22 protein-coding genes are annotated in these 25,514 nt (G+C 54.7%); 9 read left to right on the top strand and 13 right to left on the bottom strand.

The annotated features are described in order from the left end of the window. Window positions 1-117: 117 nt before the first annotated feature. The gene (locus tag ACZRJQ_RS06450; RefSeq protein WP_463977545.1) at window positions 118-1,212 is read left to right on the top strand and encodes a PLP-dependent cysteine synthase family protein; all 1,095 of its coding nucleotides are present in this window, start codon (window positions 118-120) and stop codon (window positions 1,210-1,212) included. Between the two features lie 61 nt (window positions 1,213-1,273). On the opposite strand, the gene ACZRJQ_RS06445 is transcribed toward ACZRJQ_RS06450, so the two are convergent. The 3 genes from ACZRJQ_RS06445 to ACZRJQ_RS06435 all read right to left on the bottom strand — a co-directional run bounded on the left by ACZRJQ_RS06445 (window position 1,274) and on the right by ACZRJQ_RS06435 (window position 4,337). After that, window positions 1,274-2,884 (bottom strand): NAD(P)/FAD-dependent oxidoreductase, encoded by a 1,611-nt coding sequence (locus tag ACZRJQ_RS06445; protein ID WP_463977544.1) that lies wholly within the window; start codon window positions 2,882-2,884, stop codon window positions 1,274-1,276. Window positions 2,885-3,006: 122 nt separating this feature from the next. After that, on the bottom strand, window positions 3,007-3,678 hold the full coding sequence (locus ACZRJQ_RS06440; protein WP_463977677.1) for a COG3650 family protein: 672 nt from the start codon (window positions 3,676-3,678) through the stop codon (window positions 3,007-3,009). A 59-nt stretch (window positions 3,679-3,737) separates the two neighbouring features. After that, window positions 3,738-4,337: a short chain dehydrogenase gene (locus ACZRJQ_RS06435; RefSeq protein ID WP_463977543.1), complete on the bottom strand. Its 600-nt coding sequence runs from the start codon at window positions 4,335-4,337 to the stop codon at window positions 3,738-3,740. Window positions 4,338-4,442: 105 nt separating this feature from the next. On the opposite strand from ACZRJQ_RS06435, the gene ACZRJQ_RS06430 reads away from it, so the two are divergent. Next, the gene (locus tag ACZRJQ_RS06430) at window positions 4,443-5,369 is read left to right on the top strand and encodes a LysR family transcriptional regulator (RefSeq protein ID WP_463977542.1); all 927 of its coding nucleotides are present in this window, start codon (window positions 4,443-4,445) and stop codon (window positions 5,367-5,369) included. Window positions 5,370-5,433: 64 nt separating this feature from the next. Here ACZRJQ_RS06430 and ACZRJQ_RS06425 read toward each other — a convergent pair whose 3' ends face one another. The 5 genes from ACZRJQ_RS06425 to ACZRJQ_RS06405 all read right to left on the bottom strand — a co-directional run bounded on the left by ACZRJQ_RS06425 (window position 5,434) and on the right by ACZRJQ_RS06405 (window position 10,454). After that, on the bottom strand, window positions 5,434-6,135 hold the full coding sequence (locus ACZRJQ_RS06425) for an ABC transporter ATP-binding protein (RefSeq protein WP_463977541.1): 702 nt from the start codon (window positions 6,133-6,135) through the stop codon (window positions 5,434-5,436). After that, window positions 6,136-6,903 carry a high-affinity branched-chain amino acid ABC transporter ATP-binding protein LivG gene (gene livG / locus ACZRJQ_RS06420; RefSeq protein WP_463977540.1) on the bottom strand — a complete coding sequence of 256 codons (768 nt, stop codon included), beginning with the start codon at window positions 6,901-6,903 and terminating at the stop codon, window positions 6,136-6,138. Then, window positions 6,900-8,156, bottom strand: coding sequence for a high-affinity branched-chain amino acid ABC transporter permease LivM (locus ACZRJQ_RS06415; protein ID WP_463977539.1), 1,257 nt, complete (start codon window positions 8,154-8,156; stop codon window positions 6,900-6,902). The genes livG and ACZRJQ_RS06415 overlap by 4 nt, the downstream gene beginning before the upstream one ends. Continuing rightward, a complete protein-coding gene (livH, locus tag ACZRJQ_RS06410; protein WP_463977538.1) occupies window positions 8,153-9,076 on the bottom strand; it encodes a high-affinity branched-chain amino acid ABC transporter permease LivH in 924 nt (307 codons plus the stop codon). The genes ACZRJQ_RS06415 and livH overlap by 4 nt, the downstream gene beginning before the upstream one ends. 250 nt (window positions 9,077-9,326) lie before the next feature. Next, window positions 9,327-10,454, bottom strand: a complete 1,128-nt coding sequence (locus tag ACZRJQ_RS06405) for a branched-chain amino acid ABC transporter substrate-binding protein (protein ID WP_463977676.1) — start codon at window positions 10,452-10,454, stop codon at window positions 9,327-9,329. A 198-nt stretch (window positions 10,455-10,652) separates the two neighbouring features. Between ACZRJQ_RS06405 and ACZRJQ_RS06400 the strand changes: the two genes are divergently transcribed. Further along, window positions 10,653-10,820 carry a hypothetical protein gene (locus ACZRJQ_RS06400; protein ID WP_463977537.1) on the top strand — a complete coding sequence of 56 codons (168 nt, stop codon included), beginning with the start codon at window positions 10,653-10,655 and terminating at the stop codon, window positions 10,818-10,820. After that, complete coding sequence (locus tag ACZRJQ_RS06395) at window positions 10,813-11,118, top strand: DUF2288 domain-containing protein (RefSeq protein ID WP_463977536.1); 306 nt, start codon at window positions 10,813-10,815, stop codon at window positions 11,116-11,118. The genes ACZRJQ_RS06400 and ACZRJQ_RS06395 overlap by 8 nt, the downstream gene beginning before the upstream one ends. Before the next feature lie 147 nt (window positions 11,119-11,265). Here the strand turns inward: ACZRJQ_RS06395 and ACZRJQ_RS06390 are convergent, their stop codons facing one another. The 3 genes from ACZRJQ_RS06390 to rapA all read right to left on the bottom strand — a co-directional run bounded on the left by ACZRJQ_RS06390 (window position 11,266) and on the right by rapA (window position 19,024). Then, a complete protein-coding gene (locus tag ACZRJQ_RS06390; protein ID WP_463977535.1) occupies window positions 11,266-13,449 on the bottom strand; it encodes a hypothetical protein in 2,184 nt (727 codons plus the stop codon). Between the two features lie 210 nt (window positions 13,450-13,659). Then, window positions 13,660-15,861, bottom strand: coding sequence for a putative bifunctional diguanylate cyclase/phosphodiesterase (locus ACZRJQ_RS06385; protein ID WP_463977534.1), 2,202 nt, complete (start codon window positions 15,859-15,861; stop codon window positions 13,660-13,662). Between the two features lie 316 nt (window positions 15,862-16,177). Further along, complete coding sequence (gene rapA, locus ACZRJQ_RS06380) at window positions 16,178-19,024, bottom strand: RNA polymerase-associated protein RapA (RefSeq protein ID WP_463977533.1); 2,847 nt, start codon at window positions 19,022-19,024, stop codon at window positions 16,178-16,180. Window positions 19,025-19,198: 174 nt separating this feature from the next. On the opposite strand from rapA, the gene ACZRJQ_RS06375 reads away from it, so the two are divergent. The 3 genes from ACZRJQ_RS06375 (at window position 19,199) to ccoM (ending at window position 20,063) form a co-directional block, all read left to right on the top strand. Then, window positions 19,199-19,534 (top strand): aspartate-semialdehyde dehydrogenase, encoded by a 336-nt coding sequence (locus ACZRJQ_RS06375; RefSeq protein WP_463977532.1) that lies wholly within the window; start codon window positions 19,199-19,201, stop codon window positions 19,532-19,534. Window positions 19,535-19,645: 111 nt separating this feature from the next. Beyond that, window positions 19,646-19,807: a hypothetical protein gene (locus tag ACZRJQ_RS06370; RefSeq protein ID WP_463977531.1), complete on the top strand. Its 162-nt coding sequence runs from the start codon at window positions 19,646-19,648 to the stop codon at window positions 19,805-19,807. 142 nt (window positions 19,808-19,949) lie between these two features. Then, on the top strand, window positions 19,950-20,063 hold the full coding sequence (ccoM, locus tag ACZRJQ_RS06365; protein ID WP_019411060.1) for a cytochrome c oxidase subunit CcoM: 114 nt from the start codon (window positions 19,950-19,952) through the stop codon (window positions 20,061-20,063). 191 nt (window positions 20,064-20,254) lie between these two features. Here ccoM and ACZRJQ_RS06360 read toward each other — a convergent pair whose 3' ends face one another. Together ACZRJQ_RS06360 and ACZRJQ_RS06355 are read right to left on the bottom strand one after the other, a co-directional pair. Then, a complete protein-coding gene (locus ACZRJQ_RS06360) occupies window positions 20,255-21,727 on the bottom strand; it encodes an inorganic phosphate transporter (protein ID WP_463977530.1) in 1,473 nt (490 codons plus the stop codon). Window positions 21,728-22,088: 361 nt separating this feature from the next. Further along, window positions 22,089-22,289, bottom strand: coding sequence for a hypothetical protein (locus ACZRJQ_RS06355; protein ID WP_463977529.1), 201 nt, complete (start codon window positions 22,287-22,289; stop codon window positions 22,089-22,091). A 731-nt stretch (window positions 22,290-23,020) separates the two neighbouring features. Between ACZRJQ_RS06355 and pcaR the strand changes: the two genes are divergently transcribed. Both pcaR and pcaK read left to right on the top strand, forming a co-directional pair. Further along, window positions 23,021-23,863: a pca regulon transcriptional regulator PcaR gene (gene pcaR / locus ACZRJQ_RS06350; protein WP_463977528.1), complete on the top strand. Its 843-nt coding sequence runs from the start codon at window positions 23,021-23,023 to the stop codon at window positions 23,861-23,863. Window positions 23,864-24,166: 303 nt separating this feature from the next. Beyond that, entirely contained in the window at window positions 24,167-25,513 is a 1,347-nt protein-coding gene (pcaK, locus tag ACZRJQ_RS06345; protein ID WP_463977527.1) for a 4-hydroxybenzoate transporter PcaK, read from the top strand. The last annotated feature ends 1 nt before the right edge of the window (window position 25,514 follow it).

Genomic DNA, 25,514 nt, shown 5'->3' with positions numbered 1-25,514 from the left:
TTATTGTGTCTGTGTCAGTAGTGAGAAATACCTTAGGATGCACCTACTTTTGACGCACGCAGAGCAGCGCCTACCGTGGTGGTAAAGCCTGGCCGCTTGCCATTACGAGCCAATTTCATGATCGACGACCGCCAATGGGCACGTGAAGCCATACGAATAATTGAAGCGGATTTTCAGCGTTGCGCCGACACGCACCTGATCCCGCTGGCGTTGCCAGGTTTGCCGGGTATCGAGCTGTATTTTAAGGATGAGTCCAGTCACCCGACGGGCAGCCTTAAACATCGCTTGGCGCGCTCATTGTTTTTGTATGCGCTGTGTAATGGCTGGTTGAAGGCAGGCTCGCCAGTCATTGAAGCCTCAAGTGGTTCAACGGCGGTGTCAGAGGCGTATTTTGCGCGTTTGCTGGGGTTGCCTTTTATTGCCGTGATACCTGCCAGCACCTCGCCGGCCAAAATCGATCAAATTGCCTTCTATGGCGGCCAAAGCCATTTGGTTGAAGACCCGACGCAAATTCAGTCGGAGTCAGAACGCTTGGCCCGGGAAACCGGCGGCCACTTCATGGATCAGTTCACCTACGCCGAGCGAGCGACTGACTGGCGGGCAAACAACAACATCGCCGAATCCATCTTTCAGCAGCTGCGCTTTGAGCGTCACCCGGAGCCGAGCTGGTTGATTTCAAGCCCCGGCACGGGCGGCACCACTGCGACCTTGGGGCGATATGTGCGTTATCGCCAACACAGCACGCGGGTGTTGTGCGCGGATGCTGAGCGCTCGGTGTTTTTCGACTCTTATGTGAGTGGTGATACCCGATTGCAGCTTGATTGTGGCTCTCGCATTGAGGGCATTGGCCGACCACGGGTTGAAGCGTCCTTTTTGCCCAAGGTAATCGACGCGATGGTGAAAGTACCGGACGCCTTGTCGCTGGCGGCCATGCACTATCTGGCGCTGCGATTGGGACGACGGGTTGGCGGTTCCAGCGGGACTAACCTGATAGGCGCACTCGTTGCGGCGCAGCACATGGTGGCCAGCGGTGAGTCAGGTTCGATCGTGGCGATTTTGTGTGATGGCGGTGAGCGTTATGCAACCACTTACTACGATGAACAGTGGCTCAGCGCTCAAGGTTATGCGCTGCAAGGTCTGATCGACGCGGTGAAAGCCTGCGTGGAGCAGGGCGCAGCGTTGCCTGGCGGGGTGTTGAGGGCGGGTGTTTAAATCGTAATAAGCGTGCTGGCGTTATTGTCACCAGCACGCTCTTTGCTATCGAGCCAAAGGCTTAAGCCTCAATGCCCAAGATGTCACGGGCGACGGCTTCGGCAATCCGAATCCCATCAACACCGGCAGACAGAATACCGCCTGCGTAACCTGCACCTTCGCCAGCCGGGAACAGGCCTTTGACATTCAGGCTTTGCATCGACGCGTCACGGGTCATGCGCAGCGGTGATGATGTGCGGGTTTCGATACCGGTCAGCACGGCATCGTGCATTGAGAAACCTCGGATCTGCTTTTCAAATGCAGGCAAGGCTTCACGAATGGCTTCAATGGCGTAATCAGGCAAGGCCAGCGCCAAATCGCCCAACGCAACGCCCGGCTTGTAAGACGGCTCAACGCTGCCCAACTCGGTAGACGGTTTGCCCGCTATAAAGTCGCCAACCAGTTGCGCCGGAGCTTCGTAGTTGCTGCCACCCAGCACGTAGGCGTGAGCTTCGAGACGCTCCTGCAGCTCGATGCCGGCCAATGGCCCGCCCGGATAGTCTTCAGGGGTGATGCCAACCACGATGCCGGAGTTGGCATTGCGCTCGTTACGCGAGTATTGGCTCATGCCGTTGGTAACAACGCGGCCTGGTTCGCTGGTGGCCGCAACCACTGTGCCACCAGGGCACATGCAGAAGCTGTAAACCGAGCGACCGTTTTTGGCGTGGTGCACCAATTTGTAGTCGGCGGCCCCCAGTTTTGGGTGACCGGCGTACTTGCCCAAACGGGCACTGTCGATCAATGACTGCGGGTGTTCAATGCGGAAACCCACCGAAAATGGCTTGGCTTCCATGTACACGCCGCGACCGTGAAGCATGCGGAAGGTGTCACGGGCACTGTGGCCCAGCGCCATGATCACGTGGCGTGAATTCAGTTGCTCGCCATTAGCCAGCATCACGCCAGTCAGTTGCCCGTCTTCGATCAGCACGTCAGTCACGCGCTGTTCAAAGCGCACTTCGCCGCCCAGTGCGATGATCTGCTGGCGCATGTTTTCAACAACGCCGGTCAGACGGAACGTACCGATGTGCGGCTTGCTGACATAGAGAATTTCATCAGGCGCGCCCGCTTTGACAAACTCGTGCAGGACTTTACGACCGTGGTGTTTCGGGTCTTTGATTTGGCTGTAGAGCTTGCCGTCCGAGAATGTCCCCGCGCCGCCTTCACCAAACTGCACGTTGGACTCAGGGTTGAGCACGTTTTTACGCCATAGGCCCCAGGTATCTTTGGTGCGCTGGCGCACTTCTGTGCCGCGCTCAATGATGATCGGCTTGAAGCCCATTTGTGCCAGCAGCAGGCCTGCGAAGATACCGCACGGCCCAAAACCGACCACAATTGGCCGCTCGCTCAAGTCCTGCGGTGCCTGGCCTACTACTTTGTAGCTGACATCGGGGGCTGGATTGACGTTGCGGTCATCCGCGAACTTGATCAGCAGCGGCGTTTCATCGCGCACGCTCAGGTCAATGGTGTAGATAAAGCACAGCTCGGACGATTTTTTGCGTGCGTCGTAGCTGCGCTTGAACAAGGTGAAATCGAGCAGTTCATCGCTGGCGATGCCCAAGCGCTGCAGGATGGCAGGGCGAAGGTCTTCTTCGGGATGGTCGATCGGCAACTTGAGTTCGGTGATTCGTAACATGTCAGGGTCCAATTTGCGGGCCACTGGGGCGCCCCGGCAGCTTTAATGCGAACCGGCGATTATAAGCCGCTTCGGGGCGGTACTGTCAGGCTAAAAGCGCAATGTGCAGTAACAGTTGTCGATTAGTCGTTACGCGCGCCGCCAAAATAGCCGCAACCACGCTGAACTTGGCCGTTAATGCGCAGTTCGGCGCCCAAGTGCTGCACGCTGCCATTGGCGCTGTCGGTGCAACGCTGAGGGGCAACCCACAACTCAATGTGCTGATTGTTGGCTTCGGTCGATAGATAAAAGCGGCCGTCGCCAACTTGCTCCTCAACAAAGGGCAGCGCCAGTTTTGGCTGGCCTTCGCGCTCCAGCACCAAACCTTTGGCACCCGCTTGCACCACCCACGCCGGGCCGTTGCCGTTGGCATGCACGGTCAATTGCTTGAAGTTGGGGTCTTGGCAGGCTGCACTGTTGCGCTCCAGCCGATAAAGCTGTTGTAGCTGAACTTCGCCGTCAGTGCCCGCCGTGGTGCTGGCAGTAAAGCTGCCACGTATGTCGGCGAATAACTTGCCGGGCGTGTCAGGCATTTCTATCGCGTCTTGTACGAGAGTGGTGTTAGCGCTGTCGCGCACTACATATCGCTGTTGACCAACGCAGGGCTGGAACACTAATTGGCCATTTGCCGACACCAGCTCACCTTGTAAGCGGGTCAAGCTGGCATTGGAATCGGGGGTTTTGCTATTGAGCAGTTGGCAACCCGCGAATACGGGCAACAGGGCGAACAAAACTAAGGAACGGGCAGCACGCATCATCGGGACTCCTGGCAAGTGCCGCCACGTTACTGAGGCTAGTCGCGCATCACAAGTGTTTAGCCCACTTGATAGGTTTGGCCGGTGTGCAGGCCTTCGACACTTTTGGCGTAGGCCAGCGCCACGTCTGAAGCTGCCACTGGTTTGAAGCCCCGGAAGTAGGGGGCGTATTTGCTCATCGCTTCTTGCAGCACTGTTGGGCTGACCGAGTTCACTCGCAAGCCACGGGGTAATTCAATGGCCGCGGCGCGCACAAAGCCATCCAATGCCGCATTGACCAGCGCTGCTGAACTGCCGGTACGAATGGGCTCGCGGTTGATCACGCCGCTGGTAAAGGTAAACGAGGCCCCGTCGTTGGCAAATTCACGTCCGATCAGCAGTAAGTTAACTTGCCCCATGAGTTTGTCCTGCAGGCCTAGTGCGAAATCTTTTTCGCTCATGTCCGCCAAGGGCACGAAGTTGACGTTCCCGGCCGCGCAGATCAACGCATCAAAATGGCCAGTCTGTTCGAACAATCGGCGAATGGAGTGGCTGTCGCTGATGTCGACCTGAAAATCGCCGCTCTTGCGACCAATACGCACGATGTCGTGACGCGGGGCCAACTCACGATCAATCGCAGAACCAATGGTGCCGTTAGCGCCAATCAACAGGACTTTCATGGAGGTGTTCCTTCATTGGTGAGGTGTGGGCTCAGTCTAGTGGTGGTTTTTTAAGGCGATAAGCGCACTAATAGGCAACCTTTGGTTTTCATACGGAAACAATCGATGAGCGAAATGGACGATCTGGCTGCCTTTGCTGTGTTGATTGAAGCCGGCAGCTTTACTTTGGCTGCCCAGCAGTTGGGGTGCAGCAAGGGGCAGTTGTCCAAGCGCATTAGCCAGCTAGAGGCGCAGTTTTCGGTGGTGTTGCTACATCGCACAACACGCCGTTTAAGCCTGACAGCTGCCGGAGTTGCGCTGTTGCCGCAAGCACAGGCGTTGGTGGTGCAGGTAGAAAGGGCGCGTCAGGCGTTGGCGCGACTCAAAGACGATATGGCTGGGCCAGTGCGCATGACCGTACCGGTGTCGCTGGGCGAGACTTTTTTTGACGCGCTGCTGCTGGAGTTTTCGCGTGATTATCCGCAGGTACAAATCGAGCTGGAACTCAACAACAGCTATCGCGACCTGAGCCGTGATGGCTTTGATCTGGCCATTCGCTCGCAAGTGGCGAATGACGAGCGGTTGGTCGCCAAACCGGTATTGAGCTGGCACGAAATAACATGCGCCAGCCCCGCCTATCTAGATCAATACGGCGAGCCCGATACACCGGAGCAATTGGTTGAGCATCGTTGCTTACTTAACAGTCACTACAGTGGTCGCGAAGAGTGGCAGTACCACCAGCAACACGAGTTGTTTCGTGTGCGGGTTTCGGGGCCATTCGCCAGTAATCATTACAGCCTGCTGAAAAAGGCTGCTGTGATTGGTGCAGGCATTGCTCGATTGCCGTCTTATATGCTCAGCGCCGAATTGGCTGATGGACGCTTGCGTGGGCTGTTGTGCGAGTATCAGACGCGCAGCCATCCGATGTATCTGGTGCACCCTTATCAGGGTGGTTTGCCCAGACGTACGCAGGTATTGGCTGATTATCTTGTGGGTTGGTTCCAGCGCAGTGGTCAGGCGCTGAACCAGTTCTCGGGTGGGCATCGCCCGTAGGTGCTCATAAAACAGCCGCCCATAAAAAACGGCCCCGAAGGGCCGCTGTGTGCAGCAGGCAGGTTTAGCCGCCCAGATATGCATCACGTACTTTTGGATCGTTGAGCAATTGCTCGCCAGTGCCTTGCATGACTACCCGACCGTTTTCCAGCACGTAGGCGCGGTCAGCAATTTTCAGCGCTTGGTTGGCATTTTGTTCAACCAGAAACACTGTCACGCCTTCATCTCGCAGTTGTTCGATGATGTCGAAAATCTGCTGAATGATGATCGGTGCCAGCCCCAGTGATGGCTCGTCGAGCAACAAGAGTTTGGGCTTGCTCATCAACGCACGGCCAATGGCGAGCATTTGCTGCTCACCCCCCGACATGGTGCCGCCACGCTGGGTAAAGCGCTCTTTAAGGCGTGGGAACAGGTGCAGCACCTTGTCCATTTGTTCCTGATAGTCGTGTTTTTCAGTGAAGAATCCGCCCATAGCGAGGTTTTCTTCGACTGTCAGGCGGGCAAATACTCGACGACCCTCAGGCACAACGGCGATGCTTTTGCGCATGATTTGCGCAGAACTCAAACCCACCAGTTCGTCGCCCAAATAACGAATGCTGCCGCTGTGGGCCTGTGGTGAGCCGCACAACGTCATCATCAGCGTCGATTTACCGGCACCGTTGGCCCCGATCAGGGTCACGATTTCTCCCTGACGCACCTCCACGTTGACGCTGTGTAAGGCCTGGATCTTGCCGTAAAAGGTCGAGACGTTTTCAAATTGCAGCATTTACGCTTCCCCCAAATAGGCTTTGATCACTTCAGGATTGTCGCGGATCTGCTCCGGCGTCCCGTCAGCCAAAGGTGTGCCCTGATTGATCACCACGATATGGTCAGAAATGCTCATGACCAGTTTCATGTCGTGTTCAATCAACAGCACGGTGGCGTTGTGCTCGTTGCGTAAAACACTGATTAGCGCTTTGAGGTCTTCGGTTTCTTTAGGGTTAAGACCGGCTGCGGGCTCGTCGAGCATGAGAATACGCGGGCGCGTCATCATGCAACGGGCGATTTCAAGGCGGCGCTGCTGACCGTAAGCCAAGGTGCCTGCCGGGCGGTTGGCGAACTCAGTCAGGTTGACCTTGTCCAGCCAGTACGCGGCGTAGTCCATCGCATCGCGCTCGCTCTTGCGAAACGCCGGGGTTTTAAACAGGCCCGCCAGAAAGTTGGTATTGAGGTGACGATGCTGAGCAATCAGCAGGTTCTCAATGGCCGTCATGTCCTTGAACAGGCGCACGTTCTGGAAGGTTCGCACCACGCCCTTGCGGGCGATTTCGTGCCCCGGCAGGCCTTCAATGGCCTGACCATCCAACAGGATGCTGCCAGCGGAGGGCTTATAAAAACCGGTCAGGCAGTTGAACACAGTGGTCTTGCCAGCACCGTTAGGGCCGATCATCGATACCACTTGTTTTTCTTTGACGGTCAGGCCCACGCCGTTTACCGCCAACAAGCCGCCAAAGCGCATGCAAAGGCCACTGACTTTCAGAATCTCGCGGCTCATTTTCGCAGCTCCAAGTGAGGACGTTGCATTGGCAGCAGACCTTGCGGGCGCCAGATCATCATCAGCACCATCAGGGCGCCGAACAGCAGCATTCGGTACTCACTGAAGTCGCGCATCATCTCTGGTAGCAAGATCATCACCACGGCCGCCAAAATCACGCCCAGTTGTGAGCCCATGCCGCCCAGTACCACGATGGCAAGAATGATTGCTGATTCTAGGAAGGTGAATGATTCAGGGGTCACCAAACCTTGGCGAGCGGCAAAGAAACTACCGGCAAACCCAGCGAAAGTAGCACCCAAGGTGAAAGCGGACAGCTTGATGACGGTAGGGTTTAAGCCCAGCGCGCGGCAGGCGATTTCGTCTTCACGCAGTGCTTCCCACGCACGACCAATGGGCATGCGCAGCAAACGGTTGATCACGAACAATACGATCAGCACCAATACCAACGCGATCAGGTACAGGAAAATGACCTTGTTGATCGAGTTGTAGGCGATGCCGAAGTACTCGTGGAAGGTTTGCATGCCTTCAGCTGCGGTTCTATCGAAGCTCAGCCCGAACAGTGTGGGTTTAGGAATGTTGCTGATACCGTTTGGCCCGCCGGTGATGTCTGTCAGGTTACGCAGGAACAGACGGATGATTTCACCGAAGCCCAAGGTCACGATGGCCAGATAGTCGCCGCGCAAGCGCAGCACCGGGAACCCCAGCAGGAAGCCGAATGTCGCGGCCATCAGGCCCGCCAACGGCAAGCAAACCCAGAAGCTCAAGCCGAAGTAGTGCGCCAACAGCGCGTAGGTGTAAGCCCCCACGGCATAAAAGCCCACATAACCCAGGTCGAGCAACCCGGCCAGACCGACCACAATGTTCAGGCCAAGGCCCAGCATCACGTAGATCAGAATCAGCGTGGCGATATCGACTGCGCCACGCGAGCCGTAGAACGGCCAAATCAACGCAACAACGACCAAACCGAGAATGATCCAGCGTTGAGTGCTGGGCAGGGTCAGGAAGTTAGTCGCCTTGGCCGGGACTTTAGGCATTGCGGGCGAGGCCTTCCAGGCTGCACTCAGTTGTTGGCTGAACAACACTCGCACAAACATCAGCAGCGAACAGATCGCGATAACGCTCAGGGTAAAGGTGCTGGTGTTATGAACTTCAATGTTGATCCCGACGATAGTCAGTTTCAGACCGAGCACCGGGTAGGCCACAGCCCAGACCAACAGGGCACTAAAAAGCGCCGACTTAAGATTTCTAGTCATACTTTTTCAATCTCCGGACGTCCCAGAATGCCGGTCGGACGGAACAGCAGCACCAATACGAGCAGGCCGAAAGCCACTACGTCTTTGTACTGGTCGCCAAAAATATCGGCACCAAAGGCTTCAGCCACACCGAGCACCAGACCACCGAGCATCGCGCCGGGGATACTGCCGATCCCGCCCAATACTGCAGCGGTGAAGGCTTTAAGGCCTACCAGAAAACCTGCGTTAGGGTTAATCACGCCGTATTGCACGCTGATCAGTACCGCTGCAACGGCTGCCAGAGCAGCACCGATCACGAAGGTGAGTGCGATGACGTTGTTGGTATTGATGCCCAGCAAGTTGGCCATCTTCATGTCTTCGGCACAGGCGCGGCATGCGCGTCCCATACGTGAGCGAGAGATAAACAGGGTCAAGCCAAGCATGGCAAGGAAGGTGACGACGAAGACCACAATCTGCATGTAGGAGACGATAACTTCACTGGCGCCTCCAGGGCCAAAGGTGAAACCGCCAGGGATAAGGTTGGGGATGGATTTGTCTTTTGAGTCTTGGGACAAAAGCACCATGTTTTGCAGGAAAATCGACATGCCAATGGCAGAAATCAGAGGGATCAAGCGATTACTGCCCCGCAATGGACGGTAGGCAACCCGTTCAATGCTATAGCCGTAAGCACTGGTTACCACAATGCTGGCGATAAACGCGGCCGTCAGCAGCAGTGGCACGCTGTCCAGACCCATCATGGTCAGGCCTGCGATGGCGATAAATGCAATATAGGAACCAATCATGTACACCTCGCCGTGGGCGAAGTTGATCATTCCAATAATGCCGTAAACCATCGTGTAGCCGATGGCTATCAGGGCATAGGTGCTGCCAACGTTGAGGCCGTTAACCAGCATTTGGAAAAAGTGATAGATGTCAGGCATTACAAAGCTCCTAAAAACCTGAGACGCATTTCACTGGTGGAGTCATTTTCAGGCTTGAGCTGATTGGGTTTTCACCCACCTTGAGCGCAAGTCTTCAGCCAGCGAACCGCTGGTGACGGTTTTAAAGATTTTCAGGTGAGCAGACTCTCGGATCACGAAAGCGCGGCCCATTATCCGTGCGGCAAAGGCCTGTAAAACAAAACCCACCGCTAGCGCAGTGGGCTTTGTATATCAGGACGCAACCTCGCTCTTACTGAGGGCTTACTTCAGTTTTAGGTTTGCCGAAGTGCCATTCGTAGACCACGAATTTGAAATCTTCTACGTCGCCTTTGGCGTCAAACTTAAGGTTACCGGTTGGCGTTTTGAAAGTGCCTTTGTGGATGGCTTCAGCCACTTTGGCTGGGTCTTCGCTTTTCGCCTGCTCGATACCACCAGCGATGACTTCAACTGCTGCGTAAGCCGGGAACACGAACGGGCCGGTAGGGTCTTGTTTCTTGGCAGCAAAAGCATCAACCAGGGCCTTGTTGGCAGGGTCGGCGTCGAATGCTTTTGGCAGGGTCACCAACAGGCCTTCGGAAGCACCTTGAGCGATTTGCGAGATGGACTCGTTACCCACGCCTTCTGGGCCCATGAATTTGGCGTTCAAGCCTTTCTCTTTGGCTTGGCGCAGGATCAGGCCCAGTTCAGGGTGGTAGCCGCCGTAGTAAACGAAATCCACGTTGGCTTGTTTAAGCTTGGCAATAACAGATGAGTAGTCTTTTTCGCCAGCGTTGACGCCTTCAAAGACGGCGACTTTGGTGCCTTTGTCTTCGAGGGTCTTTTTGACGGCGGTGGCGATGCCTTCACCGTATTGTTGTTTGTCGTGCAATACCGCAACGACTTTCGGTTTGACGTGATCGGCAATGTAGTTACCGGCTGCTGGGCCCTGTGCGCTGTCCAGACCGATAGTACGGAAGATCATTTTGTAACCGCGAGCGGTGATTTCAGGGCCGGTGGCGGCCGGGGTGATCATGACAACGCCTTCGTCTTCGTAGATGTCCGAAGCAGGCTGGGTGGAGCTGGAACACAGGTGACCGACTACAAATTTAATACCGTCGTTGACCACTTTGTTGGCAACGGCAACCGCTTGTTTCGGGTCGCAGGCGTCATCGTAATCAACGGATTCAAGCTTTTTGCCATCAACGCCCCCCTTGGCATTGATTTGTTCGATGGCCATTTTTACGCCAGCGAACTGCATGTCGCCGTACTGGGTCAGAGGCCCGGTTTTAGGCCCTGCAATACCGATCTTGATGGTGTCTGCTGCAAACGAATGGCTGGCAACCCCGGCCAAAACCATAGCGGCAAACAGTTTAGTAATGTGCTTAGTAGCCATCTTTATTGGTGCTCCACTCTTCTGTTGTAATTTTTATAGTCCTGGAAGCCAAGGCAGCCGGACCGGGTCTTCTTTTAGCGAATTTCCCGGTCAATCCCCCCTGCAACTGTACCGGTACAGTGTAGAGCGCCGGTTTAGCGCTTGAATAGCGTGCAGCGGAGGGGAAAACCTGAAAATGTCGCTTAAACGAAAGAAAGAGACAGAATGGCGGCGAATTATGCTGATGATTTTTATCAGAATGTTGCCAATTCAACCTATCGCCCCGTATCTGCCAGATTTTTCTTCCAGTTCACACCTGAACCCGGGTTTTTCTACCCAGTGAGCGGCGCTATCATTGCGCCGATTTTTATACTCGGTGAAACCCATGATTGAAGAACCTAGCACCCTCTATGCCAAGCTGATTGGTGAGACCGCAACTATTGAGTGGAGCGTGTTGCAGCCGTTCTTTGCCAAGGGGGATTTACTGTGGATTGACCCCGCACTGGACTTGATCGAAGCGGCGCAAGCAGTGAGCCAGGATGATGCAGAGAAGGTGGCGGCCTGGATGGCCTCTGGAGTGCTTGGCAAGGTGTCTGACACGCAGGCTTTGGACTTTTCTGAACGCAATCCGCAGCTGTGGTCGGTGGTGGTATCACCTTGGATAATGATCCAGGAAAGGGCAGAAAAATAATCTTGCGCACCGAAAATGGGCGTTTTTAAGATTATTTTTCAAGCTGTGAGTGTGTAGGTCAGTAACTTGATTTTGCGTAGTGGCAACTTGCCGTAGAGAAACGCCACAGTTTGCGCTGTGGCGTTTTTTTGTGCTCGTGTGAGGGCTTTAGTACTCGGTTTTACCGGTGTGAGTGTTCAGGGAGATGATCTTGGTTTTACCAATGCGATGACGGTAGATTTCGCGCAGGTATTTGATGGCTTTTTTCACGCAGTCGCGTGAGAGGCGGATGTCATTGATCGAGACATATTTGTCTTTATCGTTAATCAGCTCGCGGTACTTCTTCTCGTACATCGGCTTGATCGCATACCAGTTGGTATCCAGAATTTTGGCCGGGTTTTCGAACTCATTGAGCAGCTCATCAATGCGGCTTTCATCAAACTCATCGCCTGTGATGAACTCCAACACCGAATCGTCCAGCGTCTCGTCAAAACGGTAGGGATTACGCGCAAAGCAGCGCTTGATAAACGCCACGATTAACGTCAGAAAGTCATCTGACAGGCATGGGCTTTTGGCGATCAAGGTAGTCAACGACAAGTTGGCCGAAGCGCCAATCACCAGTGCATAGCGCTTGAGCGTGGTGTTGGGGAACAGGCTGTTGAGGTGGGTCTTGAGTCGATTGAGGTCCATGTACGACAGTTTGTAGTCCTTGGGTAAGGATACGATCGACACCACCGATGAGCAGTTTTTGAAAAAGTGCAGGTCATGCAGTGCGGCAGCGTCATACCCTGAACTCTTGTACTGCTCAAGGGCGCAGCGATAGCGCTGCGACTCGATCGGCAACAGGCTGATGCCTTCGATGGCCTGGGTGTCTTTGTTGAAGTGTGGCAAGTCGATGGAGCGGAAAAACAGGTCGTCGATGTCCAGCCGCTGCGGCTCTTTTTCAAACACCTTGAATTTATCGGTGCTGGGCGCGGGTTGTTCAGGCACGACCGATTCGGCGTAGGCAATCGCCACAGGGCCTGCGAGGCTCATGAACAAGTCATTGGCGTCCAGGCGGATGGTTTCGCCAATGTCAATACCGGCGCGTCGGAAGTAAGTCTGGTCGTAGTCGGTGGTCACTGCCTGGGCAGTCAGAATGTTGAAAATCTGCTGCGAGATGTATTGGTTGGCGTGTTTTTCCATCGCATTGACGTCAATGTTCTGGATGTTGCCGTCATCGCTTTGTTCGGCGTAACGCATGATGTCGTTGGAGATCAGCATCATGGCGTTCCACGGGCGAATACGGCCCATGACGCTGGCTTCGCTGCTGTCTTCGTTGTCGAAGTTGTATGAGAAATCCCACTCTTCAGACAGGTACTTGCACAACAAACGCCCGGCGTTGATGTGCAGCGCCTCGGACATTTCACTGCGGTGATCGGAAATGTTCGGCAGTACGCAAATGCCGCTGGTAAAGATAGGCTCAAACACAAAGGCGTGACCGCTTTTGCTGTCGTGCTCGTCAGCCGGTTTGGTGTCGAAGGTTTTGTTCATGTACGAGAACTGCTGAGCCAGGCCAAACTCCGAGGCCATGCCTGAGCCCGTACCGCCGCCTGCGCTGAAAATCGAGAAATACAGACGCGATTGGTTGGCTTTGATCCCGCACGAATCAATCAGATAGGAATGAATCAGCTTCCAGTCTGGGCTTGAGAAGCGTTGGGCGTCCTTGTTCAGGATGATTTTGGCCAAATACTGACCCAAAATTGGCGCGTTGCCTGCACCGCCCGCATGGACTTCTGACAAGTCCATGATTTTCATTTTTTTGTAATCGCGGATGAAGTCGCTTTTTTCGCCTTTGCGCGAGAAGCGAATACGCCCGGCAATGTCTTTGTCCAAGTCGCCCAACAACACTAATGGCTCTACCAGAAACACCGGCTTGCTAGCTTTGCTTTGAACCAGTCGCAGGTTGTTGCGAATCCACTGGGCTGGTTTGTAACGCTTGTCTTCGAGGCGCAAGTCGGTGGCGTTGAACTCATTGAGGTAAAACTTGCGAGCGTTGTAAACCAGTTCAGCAACATCCAGCGCAATGTTCGAACCGCAGCGGCCCAGCCCGATCAAGCACACCGAAGGAAATTGCTGTTCGTCACGGCTTTCACTGTCGTCTTCGATCAACTCGGTACGCGGGTAAACAATGTCCCTCAAGCCGTCCAGGTTTTCGAGAATGCGATCAGTATTGGTTTCGGTGAAGTACAGGTATTGCTGGGTGGCGAGTGGGCGATGGCTTGAATAGCTTTTCGGTGCCTTGTGAGGCTCGATCAGTGTTTTCAGAGACAGCTCGGAAACAACGGGTGTCGCATTATTGTTAGAGGTCATTGGGTGCCATCTGCCTGGACTGTGCGACTGTTGAGGGGCTTTCAACGGCCAATACGAAGTAAGAAATCGCGTTTTTAGACGCGATTTGGGCGTGAACGATCCTTTTAACCCTCAGCTTGAATAAGGTTAATTTTGATCGAACAGAAATTAATCGGCCTGAAACGAAGGTTCTTTAATGGTCATACACGACTTTTAGTCGATGCTGGCATTTTACTGGCTTGAGAGTTGAAGCACTGCGAACTCAGGCTCTGGCAGATGCTGTTGATTGAGCTGTTCGAGCAGGTTGTTCAGTTCCTCCAGTGGCACGGGGTGGCTCAGTAAATAGCCCTGAATGAAGTCGCAGCCGTACTTGTTTAAAAACTCGAACTGGGCAAGTGTTTCGACACCTTCTGTCACCACTTGCAGGTGCAGCGTGTGGGCCATAACGATGATTGCTTGGACAATCTCCATGTCTTGGCTGGACTTGGGAATGTCTTGAATAAACGAGCGATCAATCTTCAACGTGTTGAGCGGCAAACGCTTTAAATAGGCGAGGGATGAGTAGCCAGTGCCGAAATCGTCAATCGACAGCGATACGCCGAGGGCCCGGATTTGAAGCAGCAGTTGTGAGGTATTGCTGATGTTGCCCATTAGCGCGTTTTCTGTGACTTCCAGCTCCAGGCGGTGGGCGGCGATACCGGATGAGCGCAGAGCGCTTTCAATTTCATCGGCAAGCTCGACGCGTACCAAATTCAAGGCTGAGCAATTGACGGCAATACCAATGCTGGCCCAACCCTGGCGTGTGAGGTCTGCCAGGTCGTGACAGGCTTTGCGCAACACCCAATTGTCCAGTTCGGCAATCAGCCCATTGGCTTCGGCGATGCTGATAAAACGTTCAGGGCTGAGCAAGCCATGTTCGGGGTGGTTCCAGCGAACCAAGGCCTCGAGTTTGGACACTCGGCCTGTTTTGAGGTCAACAATGGGTTGGTAATGCAAAAGCAGCCCCGTGTTTTCGCGCAAAGCATTGCGCAGCTCTTCTTCGATTTGCAGCTCCAGCGAAGCGCGAGCTTTGAGGTTTGTGCTGAAGAAGTTCAGGCTGTTGCGGCCATTGCCTTTGGATTGATAAAGCGCCAAATCAGCATGTTTGAGCAGTTCGTCGCTGGCTCTGCCGTCATCCGGGAATACGCTGATGCCAATGCTGGTGGTCATCACCATGCTGCGCCCAGCCAGCTCGATGGGCTCTTTCATTTTGAGCATGATGCGTTGCGCCATATGCCGTGCTTCATCGCGGTTGTTCAGGCTGATCAAGATGCAGAACTCATCCCCCCCAAATCGCGCGACAACGTCATCGTGGCTGCGCGTGGCGCTTTTAATCTGGTTGGCGATGACTTTGAGCAGTTCATCTCCCGCATCATGGCCCAGGCTGTCGTTGATGCGTTTGAAATGGTCAATGTCCAGAAACATGACCGCGAGCATGCTGTTGCTGTTTTCGCGCTCAATGAGTTTTTCAGCAAATAGCTGGTTGAACCCGCGGCGGTTAATCAGGTTGGTCAACGGGTCAAAATGCGCCACTTGCTGCAAGGACACGCGCGCCTGATCAAGCTGGCTGAGCAGCGCATTGACTCGCATTAAGTCGTGTTCTTTGTTTTGTAACTTTTTATCGACCAAGGCCGCGCTGATACTGCTGCCTATTAATAGCAAAGCGATCAGCGCCACCATCAGGGCCAACTGCCAATGATTGTTTTCGATGTGGGCTAGGGCGTCGCTTATGGGGGATGGGGTGTGCAGCGCCCACATGCCGACGAAGTGAACACTCAGGATGGCGGCACCGCCCGCAATACTGATGGCGTACTTTAAAAACTGGTGACGCAAACCGTTGACTGAGCGTAAAGATATGGCCAGCAATAGCCCGCCAAAGCTTGCACCGACTGCGAGCAGTAATGAGAGCGCAAACATGGCCCTGCTGTAATGCTGCTCACTGTTGGAGTGCATGGCCGACATGCCGACATAGTGCATGGCGCAAATGCTCAGCCCAAAAATCAACGCTGCCAGTAGTAGGCGAATACGCGATACGGGGCAGTGATTGAGGATCTGGGTGGTGATTACCGCGCCAATCAGGATAATCAGCAGGGAGCCAACAGTGATGCCTAAGTCGTAATGCACTTCGATGGGAGTATCGAACGCCAACATACTGATGAAGTGCATTGCCCAGATGCCGCCCGCCAAGCAACTTGCACCGAGCCAGCGCCACACTGTTTTGGCTTTGGTTTTTTCAGCGTTGGCTGCGCGTTCAACCATGTGTAAGGCGGCTAAACAAGAAGCACAGGCCACAACATAGGCAAGAAACACTAAATAAGGGTTATGACTGCTGCTGAGCAGTTGCTGCCCATGCTCAGTGTGTTCGCCAAGAAACTGCAACCCTAGCCATTCCATTGCGCGCCTCGGCACTTGTCCAAGTTTGCTAGTCGAAAGACGCTAGCTTGCGCTCAAGTATAGGTGGGTGGATTTGCTTTGGGAGGGGTGATGGCTAGATGACACCTATCATTTTGCTATAAGCGTCGAAGGTATCGTGCGTGTAGTACAAAAACGTACATTAAAGGACAACTTTAGAAGCGAGCCTGCTCGCGAAAAGCTCGAGGCACATCGCGCTCATCCAGCGCCCACACGTTATCGTTGACGTCCTTCGCGAGCAGGTCTCGTTTGATTAAGTGAATTAAGGCCCGCTTGTTTGCGCAAGCGGGCCTTTTTATCAGCCTGCGACCAGCACTCGAATCGCTTCAAGGCGCAGAGCCGCTTTTTCAAGCATGGCCAAGCCTTGTTCGCGTTGTTTGCGCAAGGCAACCAGTTCGCTGTCTCGCACGCTTGGGTTGACGGCCTGCAAGGCTGTCAGGCGCGCGAGTTCTTCTTCGGTGTCGGCAGCCAAGCGGCGCTGAGCTTCTGCCACACGTTCTGCGTGACGTGGTGCGATTTTGGCTTCACCGGCGTTGATTTTTGGCGTCAGGCTGTCGCGTTGGGCTTGAACGAACTTGTTGGCGCTGGCGCGAGGAACGCTTTCCAGCTGTTCATTCAGGGTTTCGAAGGCCACGCGTGACGACAGGTCGTTGCCATTAGCGTCGAGCAGGCAACGCAGCGCAGCAGGCGGCAGGTAACGACCCAATTGCAAGGCGCGCGGGGCAACCACTTCGCTGACGTAAATCAGCTCAAGCAGTACCGTGCCGGGTTTGAGTGCCTTGTTTTTGATCAGCGCGACGGCGGTGTTGCCCATTGAGCCTGACAACACGAGGTCCATGCCACCTTGCACCATTGGGTGTTCCCAAGTGATGAACTGCATGTCTTCACGCGACAGCGCCTGATTGCGGTCGTAGGTGATGGTGACACCTTCGTCGTCACCCAGCGGGAAGCTGGCGTCGAGCATTTTTTCGCTCGGCTTTAGGATCAGCGCGTTCTCTGAGTGGTCTTCGCTGTCAATGCCGAAGGCGTTGAACAGGGTTTCCATGTAGATCGGCAGGGTGAATTGATCGTCTTGTTCAAGGATCGCTTCAACCAGTGCTTCACCTTCGCCTGAGCCACCGGAGTTCAGTTCCAATAGACGGTCGCGGCCGGTGTGCAGCTCTTGCTCAAGACGCTCGCGGTCGGCTCGTGCTTCGTTGATCAGCGCTTGCCATTCGTCATCGTCTGCGCCTTCCAGCAATGGCAGCAGACGCGGGCCGAAGCGATGTTGCAGGGCGTTGCCAGTTGGGCAGGTATTGAGGAAGGCGTTTAGCGCTTCGTGATACCACTGGAACAGGCGCTGTTGCGGGCTGGTTTCGAGGTACGGAACGTGCAGCTCGATGACGTGCTTCTGGCCAATACGGTCCAGACGGCCAATCCGCTGTTCCAGCAAATCTGGGTGGGACGGCAGATCGAACAGCACAAGATGGTGTGCGAACTGGAAGTTACGACCTTCGCTGCCGATTTCGGAGCAGATCAGCACCTGAGCACCGAACTCTTCATCGGCGAAGTAGGCAGCTGCGCGGTCGCGCTCCAGAATGTTCATGCCTTCGTGGAAGACCGTGGCAGGAATGCCAGAACGCACGCGCAGTGCGTCTTCCAGATCCATTGCGGTTTCGGCGTGGGCGCAGATCACCAATACTTTGGTGCGCTTGAGCATTTTGAGGGTGTCGGTTAGCCACTCAACCCGAGGGTCAAAGCTCCACCAGCGTTCTTCATCGCTGGCGTCAGGCTGGGCCTGAAAACTGACTTCGGGGTACAGCTCGGCGTGTTCACCCAGCGGCAGCTCCAGATATTGGTCTGGGCATGGCAGCGGGTAAGCATGCAGTTTGCGCTCAGGGAAGCCTTGAATGGCAGCGCGGGTGTTACGGAACAGGACGCGACCGGTGCCGTGACGATCAAGCAGCTCGCGCACCAAGCGGGCACTGGCTTCGGTATCGCCTTCGTTGACCGCAGCAAGCAGCGTGTCACCTTCGGCGCCGAGGAAACCGTGAATAGTGTTATGGGCTTCGGGCGATAGACGGCCTTTGTCCAGCAGCTCTTGTACAGCTTGGGCGACAGGGCGGTAGTTTTCGCTTTCGGCCCGGAAGGCCGCCAGATCGTGGAAACGGTTTGGGTCCAGCAGACGCAGGCGCGCGAAGTGGCTGTCTTGCCCCAATTGCTCCGGGGTTGCAGTCAATAGCAAGACGCCCGGGATCACGCCGGCCAGTTGTTCGACCAGATCGTATTCAGGGCTGACGTGGTCTTCATGCCACACCAGGTGGTGGGCTTCGTCGACCACCAACAAGTCCCAATCAGCACCAAACAGCGCTTCTTGAGCTTTGGGGTCGTCGACCAGCCACTCAAGAGCCACCAGCGCCAATTGGCAGTCTTCAAACGGATTGCTGGCATCGCTTTCGATGAAGCGTTCTTCATCGAACAGCGCGACCTCAAGGTTGAAGCGGCGGCGCATCTCCACCAGCCATTGGTGCTGGAGGTTTTCTGGCACCACGATCAACACGCGGCTGGCTCGACCACTGAGCAACTGGCGATGAATGACCAGACCGGCTTCGATGGTTTTACCCAAGCCCACTTCGTCAGCCAGCAAAACCCGAGGCGCGATACGATCAGCGACTTCACGGGCGATGTGCAGTTGGTGAGCGATAGGTTGCGCCCGCACGCCGCCCAAGCCCCACAGCGGCGATTGCAACTGGCGGCTGGTGTGCTCAAGCGTGTGGTAACGCAATGAGAACCATGACAGCGGGTCGATTTGCCCGGCAAATAAACGGTCGCTGGCCAAGCGGAACTGGATGAAGTTCGACAGTTGGGTTTCTGGCAGTGTCACGGATTCGTTTTGCTCGTTAAGCCCGTGATAAACCATCAAGCCGTCGACATCTTCGACTTCGCGCACGGTCATCTTCCAGCCTTCAAAGTGGATGATCGTGTCACCCGGCGAGAAGCGGACGCGCGTGAGCGGTGCGTTGCGCAGCGAATATTGACGGGTTTCGCCAGTGGCCGGATAGAGCACGGTCAACAAGCGACCGTCCTGTGCCAGAACGGTGCCTAAACCTAGCTCAGCTTCGCTGTCACTAATCCAGCGTTGCCCCGGTTGATACTGCTGCGCCATGCTGCCTGACTCCCGCTTCGAAAAAGCCGAGTATATTAACGGATCAGAGGCCTCAGTCCAAAGCTCTCTCATAAAAAGCTACTCGGCTTATAAAGCTGGCGGTGGTGGTTTTCGACGAGTGGCTCAAGACGCACGACTTGCCGCCGACAGCTTGAGTACAGGAGAACAATAATTATGCTGCCGCCGATCTTACCGCTGAGCGTTATCCCCGTGACTTCGCAACAGGACCCAGTGCGCCCGCGCCCGGATATTCCGCCTGTGGTGCCCGCGCAAGCCAGCTCGGGCGATAGCAGCATTAACCTCAAACATCATGACTCCGAACAGGCCACGCTGTTGCTACGTGAAGAACAGCAGCGTCAGCAACAGCAGCGCCGTCGTGAGGCGCAAGGACAGGAGCAAGAGGTGGTGATTGTTCCGGGCGATGAGCTGAACGAAGACAACACAGTGCCTGTTTCCCCGCTGATTGATGGTGCGCCGCGCCAAGGGCTGTGGGTTGATGTCGAGGTTTAGGTGTTTTTTTCTGGTCAGGCAGGCGGGTGCGACGCATTATTGGCCCATTACCTGAGGCGGCCGCTTCATGTTGTGCCTGGACTGAAACAAACTGACGGTGACCCCATTTTTATGAGTCAAGACAATAAGCTGGTTGACCTTGGGGCCGAGCGCGCCAAGCGTGTGCACGACCTTAATGAAAAGCGTCTGATCGAAGTGCGCAATGCCTTTGAGCAAGCCATGCCGTTGGCAAATGCCAAGAAAAAGCCTAAAAAGAAGCCAAAAAAGCGCTGAACATCGGCGTTTTGATGATCTGAGTCAAAATCCCTCGTTATCTTCGCCTTGGCCGTGATCACTATTGATCCCGGTCAAGTTGTGCACGTGCCAGTCTGGTTAACCTAGCTTCAACACACACAGACACGCGCAGGAGGCCGTCATGTTTCTCGATAATGTGGTTATCGCCGGAGTACTCACCGTCGGTCTCATGGTTTTATTTTTCGCGGGTCTAGGGATTTTTATCTGGAAAGACTCCCAGAAGCGCAATAAGTAGCGCCGGGGTCTTACAGAGTTACAGAGCACGCAAGGCATTTTGGGCGACTTCGGTTGCCCATTTTTTTGCGCGTGTGTTTTGTATGTGTGGCGCCGTTGGGGCTTGGGTGCGGTAGTAAGCGCTCCATATTGCAGGCATAAAAAAAGTACGACCCGTGAGGGTCGTACTTTTTTGTGCTGCGCGTGTTGAGATCAGGCCAGCGCTTTGGAAGCCAGCCAGAACAGTGCCGCAGACAGTGCGATGGTTGCAGGCAAGGTCAACACCCAAGCCATCAGGATGGTCTTGATGGTGTTGCCTTGCAGGCCGCTCTTGTTGGCGACCATCGTACCGGCAACGCCCGAAGACAGAATGTGTGTCGTCGAGACAGGCAGGGCGAAGATGTTAGCCAGGCCAATTGCAAAGGTGGTGGTGATTTGAGCCGCCATGCCTTGTGCGTATGTCATGCCTTGCTTGCCGATCTTCTCGCCGATGGTTTTAACCACGCGCTTCCAACCGACCATAGTGCCCAGGCCCAAGGCCAGTGCAACGGCCAGAATTACCCAGAACGGGGCGTATTCAGTGGTGGCAGTCAGGTCTTTGCGCAGTTTTTCGAGGTCCGCTTTTTCGCGGCTATCAAGGGCTGGCAATTTGCTGACCTTTTTCGCGGTGTCATCCAGACAAAGCAGGTAGCGACGGATCTCGATGCGTTTTTCCGCTGACAGCGACTGGTAGTTCGCAACGCCTTTCAAGGAGCTGAGCAGCGCGTCAATGGTTGGCTCGGTCTGTTGCGGGTTGCAACGGAACTTGCCCGGCAAGTCGTCTTTTACGCTTTTACCCAGTGCTAAAAACTCGCTCAAGGTGGCGTCGTTACGCTTATAGAACTGGCTCAAGTGCAAAGTTGCATCGCGAGTACGTTCAATCTGGTAAGTGGTGCTGTTGAGGTCCAGAACAAAAGCGCTTGGCACGATGCCGATCAATACCAACATGATCAGGCCGATGCCTTTTTGGCCATCGTTGGAGCCGTGAACAAAACTCACCGTCATGGCCGAGATCACCAGAACCAGGCGATTCCAGAACGGCGGGTGCTTTTTGTCATCCATTTTGCGGCGCTGTTCGGGCGTCTTGTGCATCTTGGAGGCAGGGCGCCACCATTTAAGACCTACCAACAGCAGGCCCGCCACCACGAAACCGGCGAGAGGCGAGAACACCAGTGAGGCACCGATGTCGATTGCTTTTTGCCAGTTCACGCCATCGCTGAGCGGAATGTCATTGAGCAACGCATTGGCCAGCCCGACACCCAGGATTGAGCCGATCAGGGTGTGTGAACTGGACGCTGGAATCCCGAAATACCAGGTTCCAAGGTTCCACGTGATGGCAGCTGCCAGTAGCGAGAACACCATGGCCAGGCCATGTCCGGTGTTCACATTAATCAGTAGCTCTACCGGCAACAGGTGGACGATGGCATATGCCACCCCCACACCGCCCAGCAGAACGCCGAGAAAGTTGAACACACCAGAAAAGAACACTGCCAAATGAGGCGGCATCGCTTTGGTGTAGATGACAGTCGCTACCGCATTTGCGGTGTCATGAAAGCCGTTGATGAACTCAAACGCGAGAACAAAGGCTAGGGCGAAGAAGAGGCTGATAAGAACCCAGGCGTCCAATCCGCTTAATAGATCGATCATGAAGGTTTTCTGACACGGTCATAAAGGGGGCCGGATTATGCCAGAAAACCCCGGTAATCAATGCACTAGCTGCTGGTTGGTAACATCTGTAAATGAAAAAACCTGTAAGGCGTGCGCGTTCCCAGTCGTGGGAAAACCTCTCCAAGCCACTGAAATTGCAGGGTATAGGCCTTTACCGCTGACAAGTTTCAGCACCCGTGGAGGTCTGTTTTTAAAGTGCGAAATTTCTCTCGCAAGACGCTCTCACGGGTCAGGTTGCGGTTTCCGGGAAAAAACGGTCGCGCTGGCTGTTCACTCAAATCCCAAGCGTTAACCCATAGCAAAGTGGTCAACCTTGACGGGTTGCACTTGAGTGGGAGGCTTATGACTCCTCGGATTTGAGTTCTTTTTCGATCTTTTGGATTTCTTGGGAAAAAGCCTGATCAAGCAAGCTGGCGCGCTTACGCCAAGGTTTGCGTTCTGGCTCTGGTTGGGCGGCGTAGGTTGTAATTTCGCCGCCGTAAACATCCTTGTAACGTTGTTCCTGACGCTCAAGTTCTGCGCGCAGTTCTTCTTTCGTCACATTGTTACCTGATTAAGTTGAGTTTGAATCTGGTGAACACCCGGCATTGAACGTATTTGATCCATGACACGTTTGAACCGGCCGCAGGGGGTGTGTTGCCCTTGCGCAAGGTCTGGGTTAAACAGGCCAAACTTTGCCGTGTTGCCACGTGATCAACTAAAAAGTGATCGTCGTTGCTGATAAGTGTTCACCCCATATGGGTACGACCACTGCGCGCAGAAGTATTAGCCTCAGCGCACAACTGTGAGCGAGGTGTTTGTAATGGATCCAATGCGGCACGTGGCTTGGGCACATTTGCTCGGCGTTAGCCGTGCTACAGAACCCTGAATAACGGCGCTACTATCGCCGATGAACTTCATGCGCGTCAACGTTCAGATCAATAACCTACTACTGGCATCGCCGCGCTACAACTGAGCATAGATCTAATATCGAAATGCCGAGTATTAGTTATCCAAGTTATTGAACGTTTGTTGTGGTTTTAATCGAGACAACTATTCAGGCGTCTTACGTTCTTTTATTACTTCAGTATTTGTAAAGATAGGAGTGAGAGACGGGCAAATGCCACAGCAATGGCGTGGACAGGGCGAGTTAGCATTTGCTTAGCGCAGGGGATCAAGGATTGCGATTATCGGTTGATGGTTCGATAATCGCCCAACGATACGTGCTCCATGCTTGTTCCACGGCATGTGCAGGTCTGTAATAACAATAAATAGCGGTAGCAGGGGACATCCATGAATGACCAATTGCGCAATGCCTTTGCCTGTGTCGCGCCTCCGATCGTGGCTTCGCCCGCCAAACGTATCCAGGCGTTCACGGGGGATCCGGACTTTATGGCCTCACTGGCCCGCGGCCTTGCTGTGGTGCAAGCGTTTCAGGAGCGCAAGCGGCATTTGACCATTGCGCAAATCAGCCACCGAACCGAAATCCCGCGAGCGGCGGTACGTCGCTGTTTGTACACGCTAATTAAACTCGGTTATGCCACAACCGATGGCCGCACTTATTCGTTGTTGCCCAAAGTGTTGACGCTGGGCCATGCCTATTTGTCTTCGACACCTTTAGCTGTATCAGCCCAGCCGTATCTGGATCGTATGAGCGAGCAACTGCATGAAGCCTGCAACATGGCGACGCTCGAAGGTGAAGATATTCTCTATATCGCTCGCTCGGCGACGACCCAGCGTTTGATCTCGGTCGATCTGTCGGTGGGCGGGCGACTGCCGGCATATTGCACCTCGATGGGGCGTATTTTGTTGGCCGCACTGGACGATGTCACCCTGAACGAGTACTTGGCCCATACCGAATTCCAGGCCAAAACCAGCCGAACCCTGCACACAGCTGAAACGTTGCTTGAGTGTTTACATCAAGTGCGTGAACAAGGTTGGTGCGTGGTTGATCAAGAGTTGGAACAAGGCCTTCGCTCTATTGCGGTGCCTGTGTACGACGCTTCGGGGCAGGTGCTGGCGGCCTTGAATGTCAGCACACACGCAGGCCGAGTGACGCGTACCGAGTTGGAGCAGCGCTTTTTGCCGATCATGCTCAGCTCCAGCCGCGACCTGAGCGCTCAGTTGTTCAGTTGAAGATATTTTTGGACTAAGCGTTCGATAAACGCACAGTTAAGCGTTTATCGAATTGCATGAGCGCGGCGCGCTGATTAATGTCGCGACAGCGCTCTGAGTTGATGCCTGCAACCTTCGCTCGCTCAAGGCTCGCCCAATAATAATGAAGAGGCCAAAAGCCATGAATCTGCCCATCCGTCTGCTTCTAGAGCAGTTATCGAGCGTTTGCTTCAGACCCGTCTGATACCCCTAATACAGTTTTTAGTGTGAGCTGCTGGTCTCTGGCTGGCTTTCGTTCGCCTGCGTTTTTGCGGAATAAAAATAATGAATTCGCCTCAATCTGCTGTCGGTAACTGCCTTGATGTGCAGTCGTTTATCAATGCCCAACCCCTGTCGCGTTATCAATGGCGAGTTGTGATTCTGTGTTTTCTGATTGTGTTTCTGGACGGTCTGGATACAGCGGCAATGGGGTTTATTGCCCCGGCCTTGTCTCAAGATTGGGGCATCGACCGCGCCAGTCTTGGCCCGGTAATGAGTGCGGCGCTGATTGGTATGGTGTTCGGCGCCCTGGGGTCTGGCCCGCTGGCTGACCGCTTTGGGCGCAAAGTGGTGTTGGTTGTCGCGGTATTGGTATTTGGCGGATTTAGCTTGGCGTCTGCCTATAGCACCAACGTTGATCAGTTGCTGGTATTGCGCTTTTTGACCGGGCTTGGCCTGGGCGCAGGCATGCCCAATGCCACCACTTTGCTCTCGGAGTACACCCCAGAGCGACACAAGTCGTTGCTGGTGACCAGCATGTTCTGCGGTTTCAACCTGGGCATGGCAGGTGGCGGGTTTATCTCGGCCAAGCTGATTCCGATGTTTGGCTGGCATAGCCTGTTGTTGATTGGCGGGATATTGCCGCTGATTCTGACAGTGGTACTCGTGGTGTGGCTGCCGGAGTCTGCGCGTTATTTGGTGGTACGCAATCGAAGTGTTGAGCGCATTCGCAAAACGCTGTCACCAATTGCCCCTGCCGTGGTGGCGCAAGCCTCCAGTTTTAGCGTGCCGGAACAGAAGACCGTCAAGGCGCGTAACGTGCTTGCGGTGATCTTCTCCGGGACTTACAGCACGGGCACCCTGTTGCTCTGGCTTACTTACTTTATGGGGCTGGTGATTGTTTACCTGCTGACCAGTTGGTTGCCTACGCTGATGCGCGACAGCGGCGCCAGCATGGAACAGGCCGCCTTTATTGGCGCGCTGTTCCAGTTCGGTGGTGTGCTGAGTGCCGTGGGGGTGGGGTGGGCCATGGATCGATTCAACCCGCACAAAGTAATCGGCATTTTCTATCTGTTGGCCGGGATATTTGCCTACGCAGTTGGGCAGAGCCTGGGCAACATTACGATTCTGGCCACGTTGGTGCTGGTGGCGGGCATGTGCGTGAACGGCGCGCAATCGGCCATGCCTTCTTTGGCGGCGCGCTTTTACCCAACCCAGGGGCGTGCAACGGGGGTTTCCTGGATGCTGGGTATCGGCCGATTTGGCGCGATTCTCGGCGCATGGATGGGCGCAACCCTGCTTGGCTTGGGTTGGAACTTCGAACAAGTGCTGACCGCCTTGGTAATTCCTGCGGCATTAGCCACGGCCGCTGTCCTGATCAAAGGAAAGGTCAGTCACGCTGACGCAACGTGAG

It is taken from the genome of Pseudomonas sp. E315, from assembly GCF_055406205.1.
The sequence above is the reverse complement of the archived record's forward strand: the minus strand, read 5'-3'. Positions and strand labels throughout refer to the sequence as shown.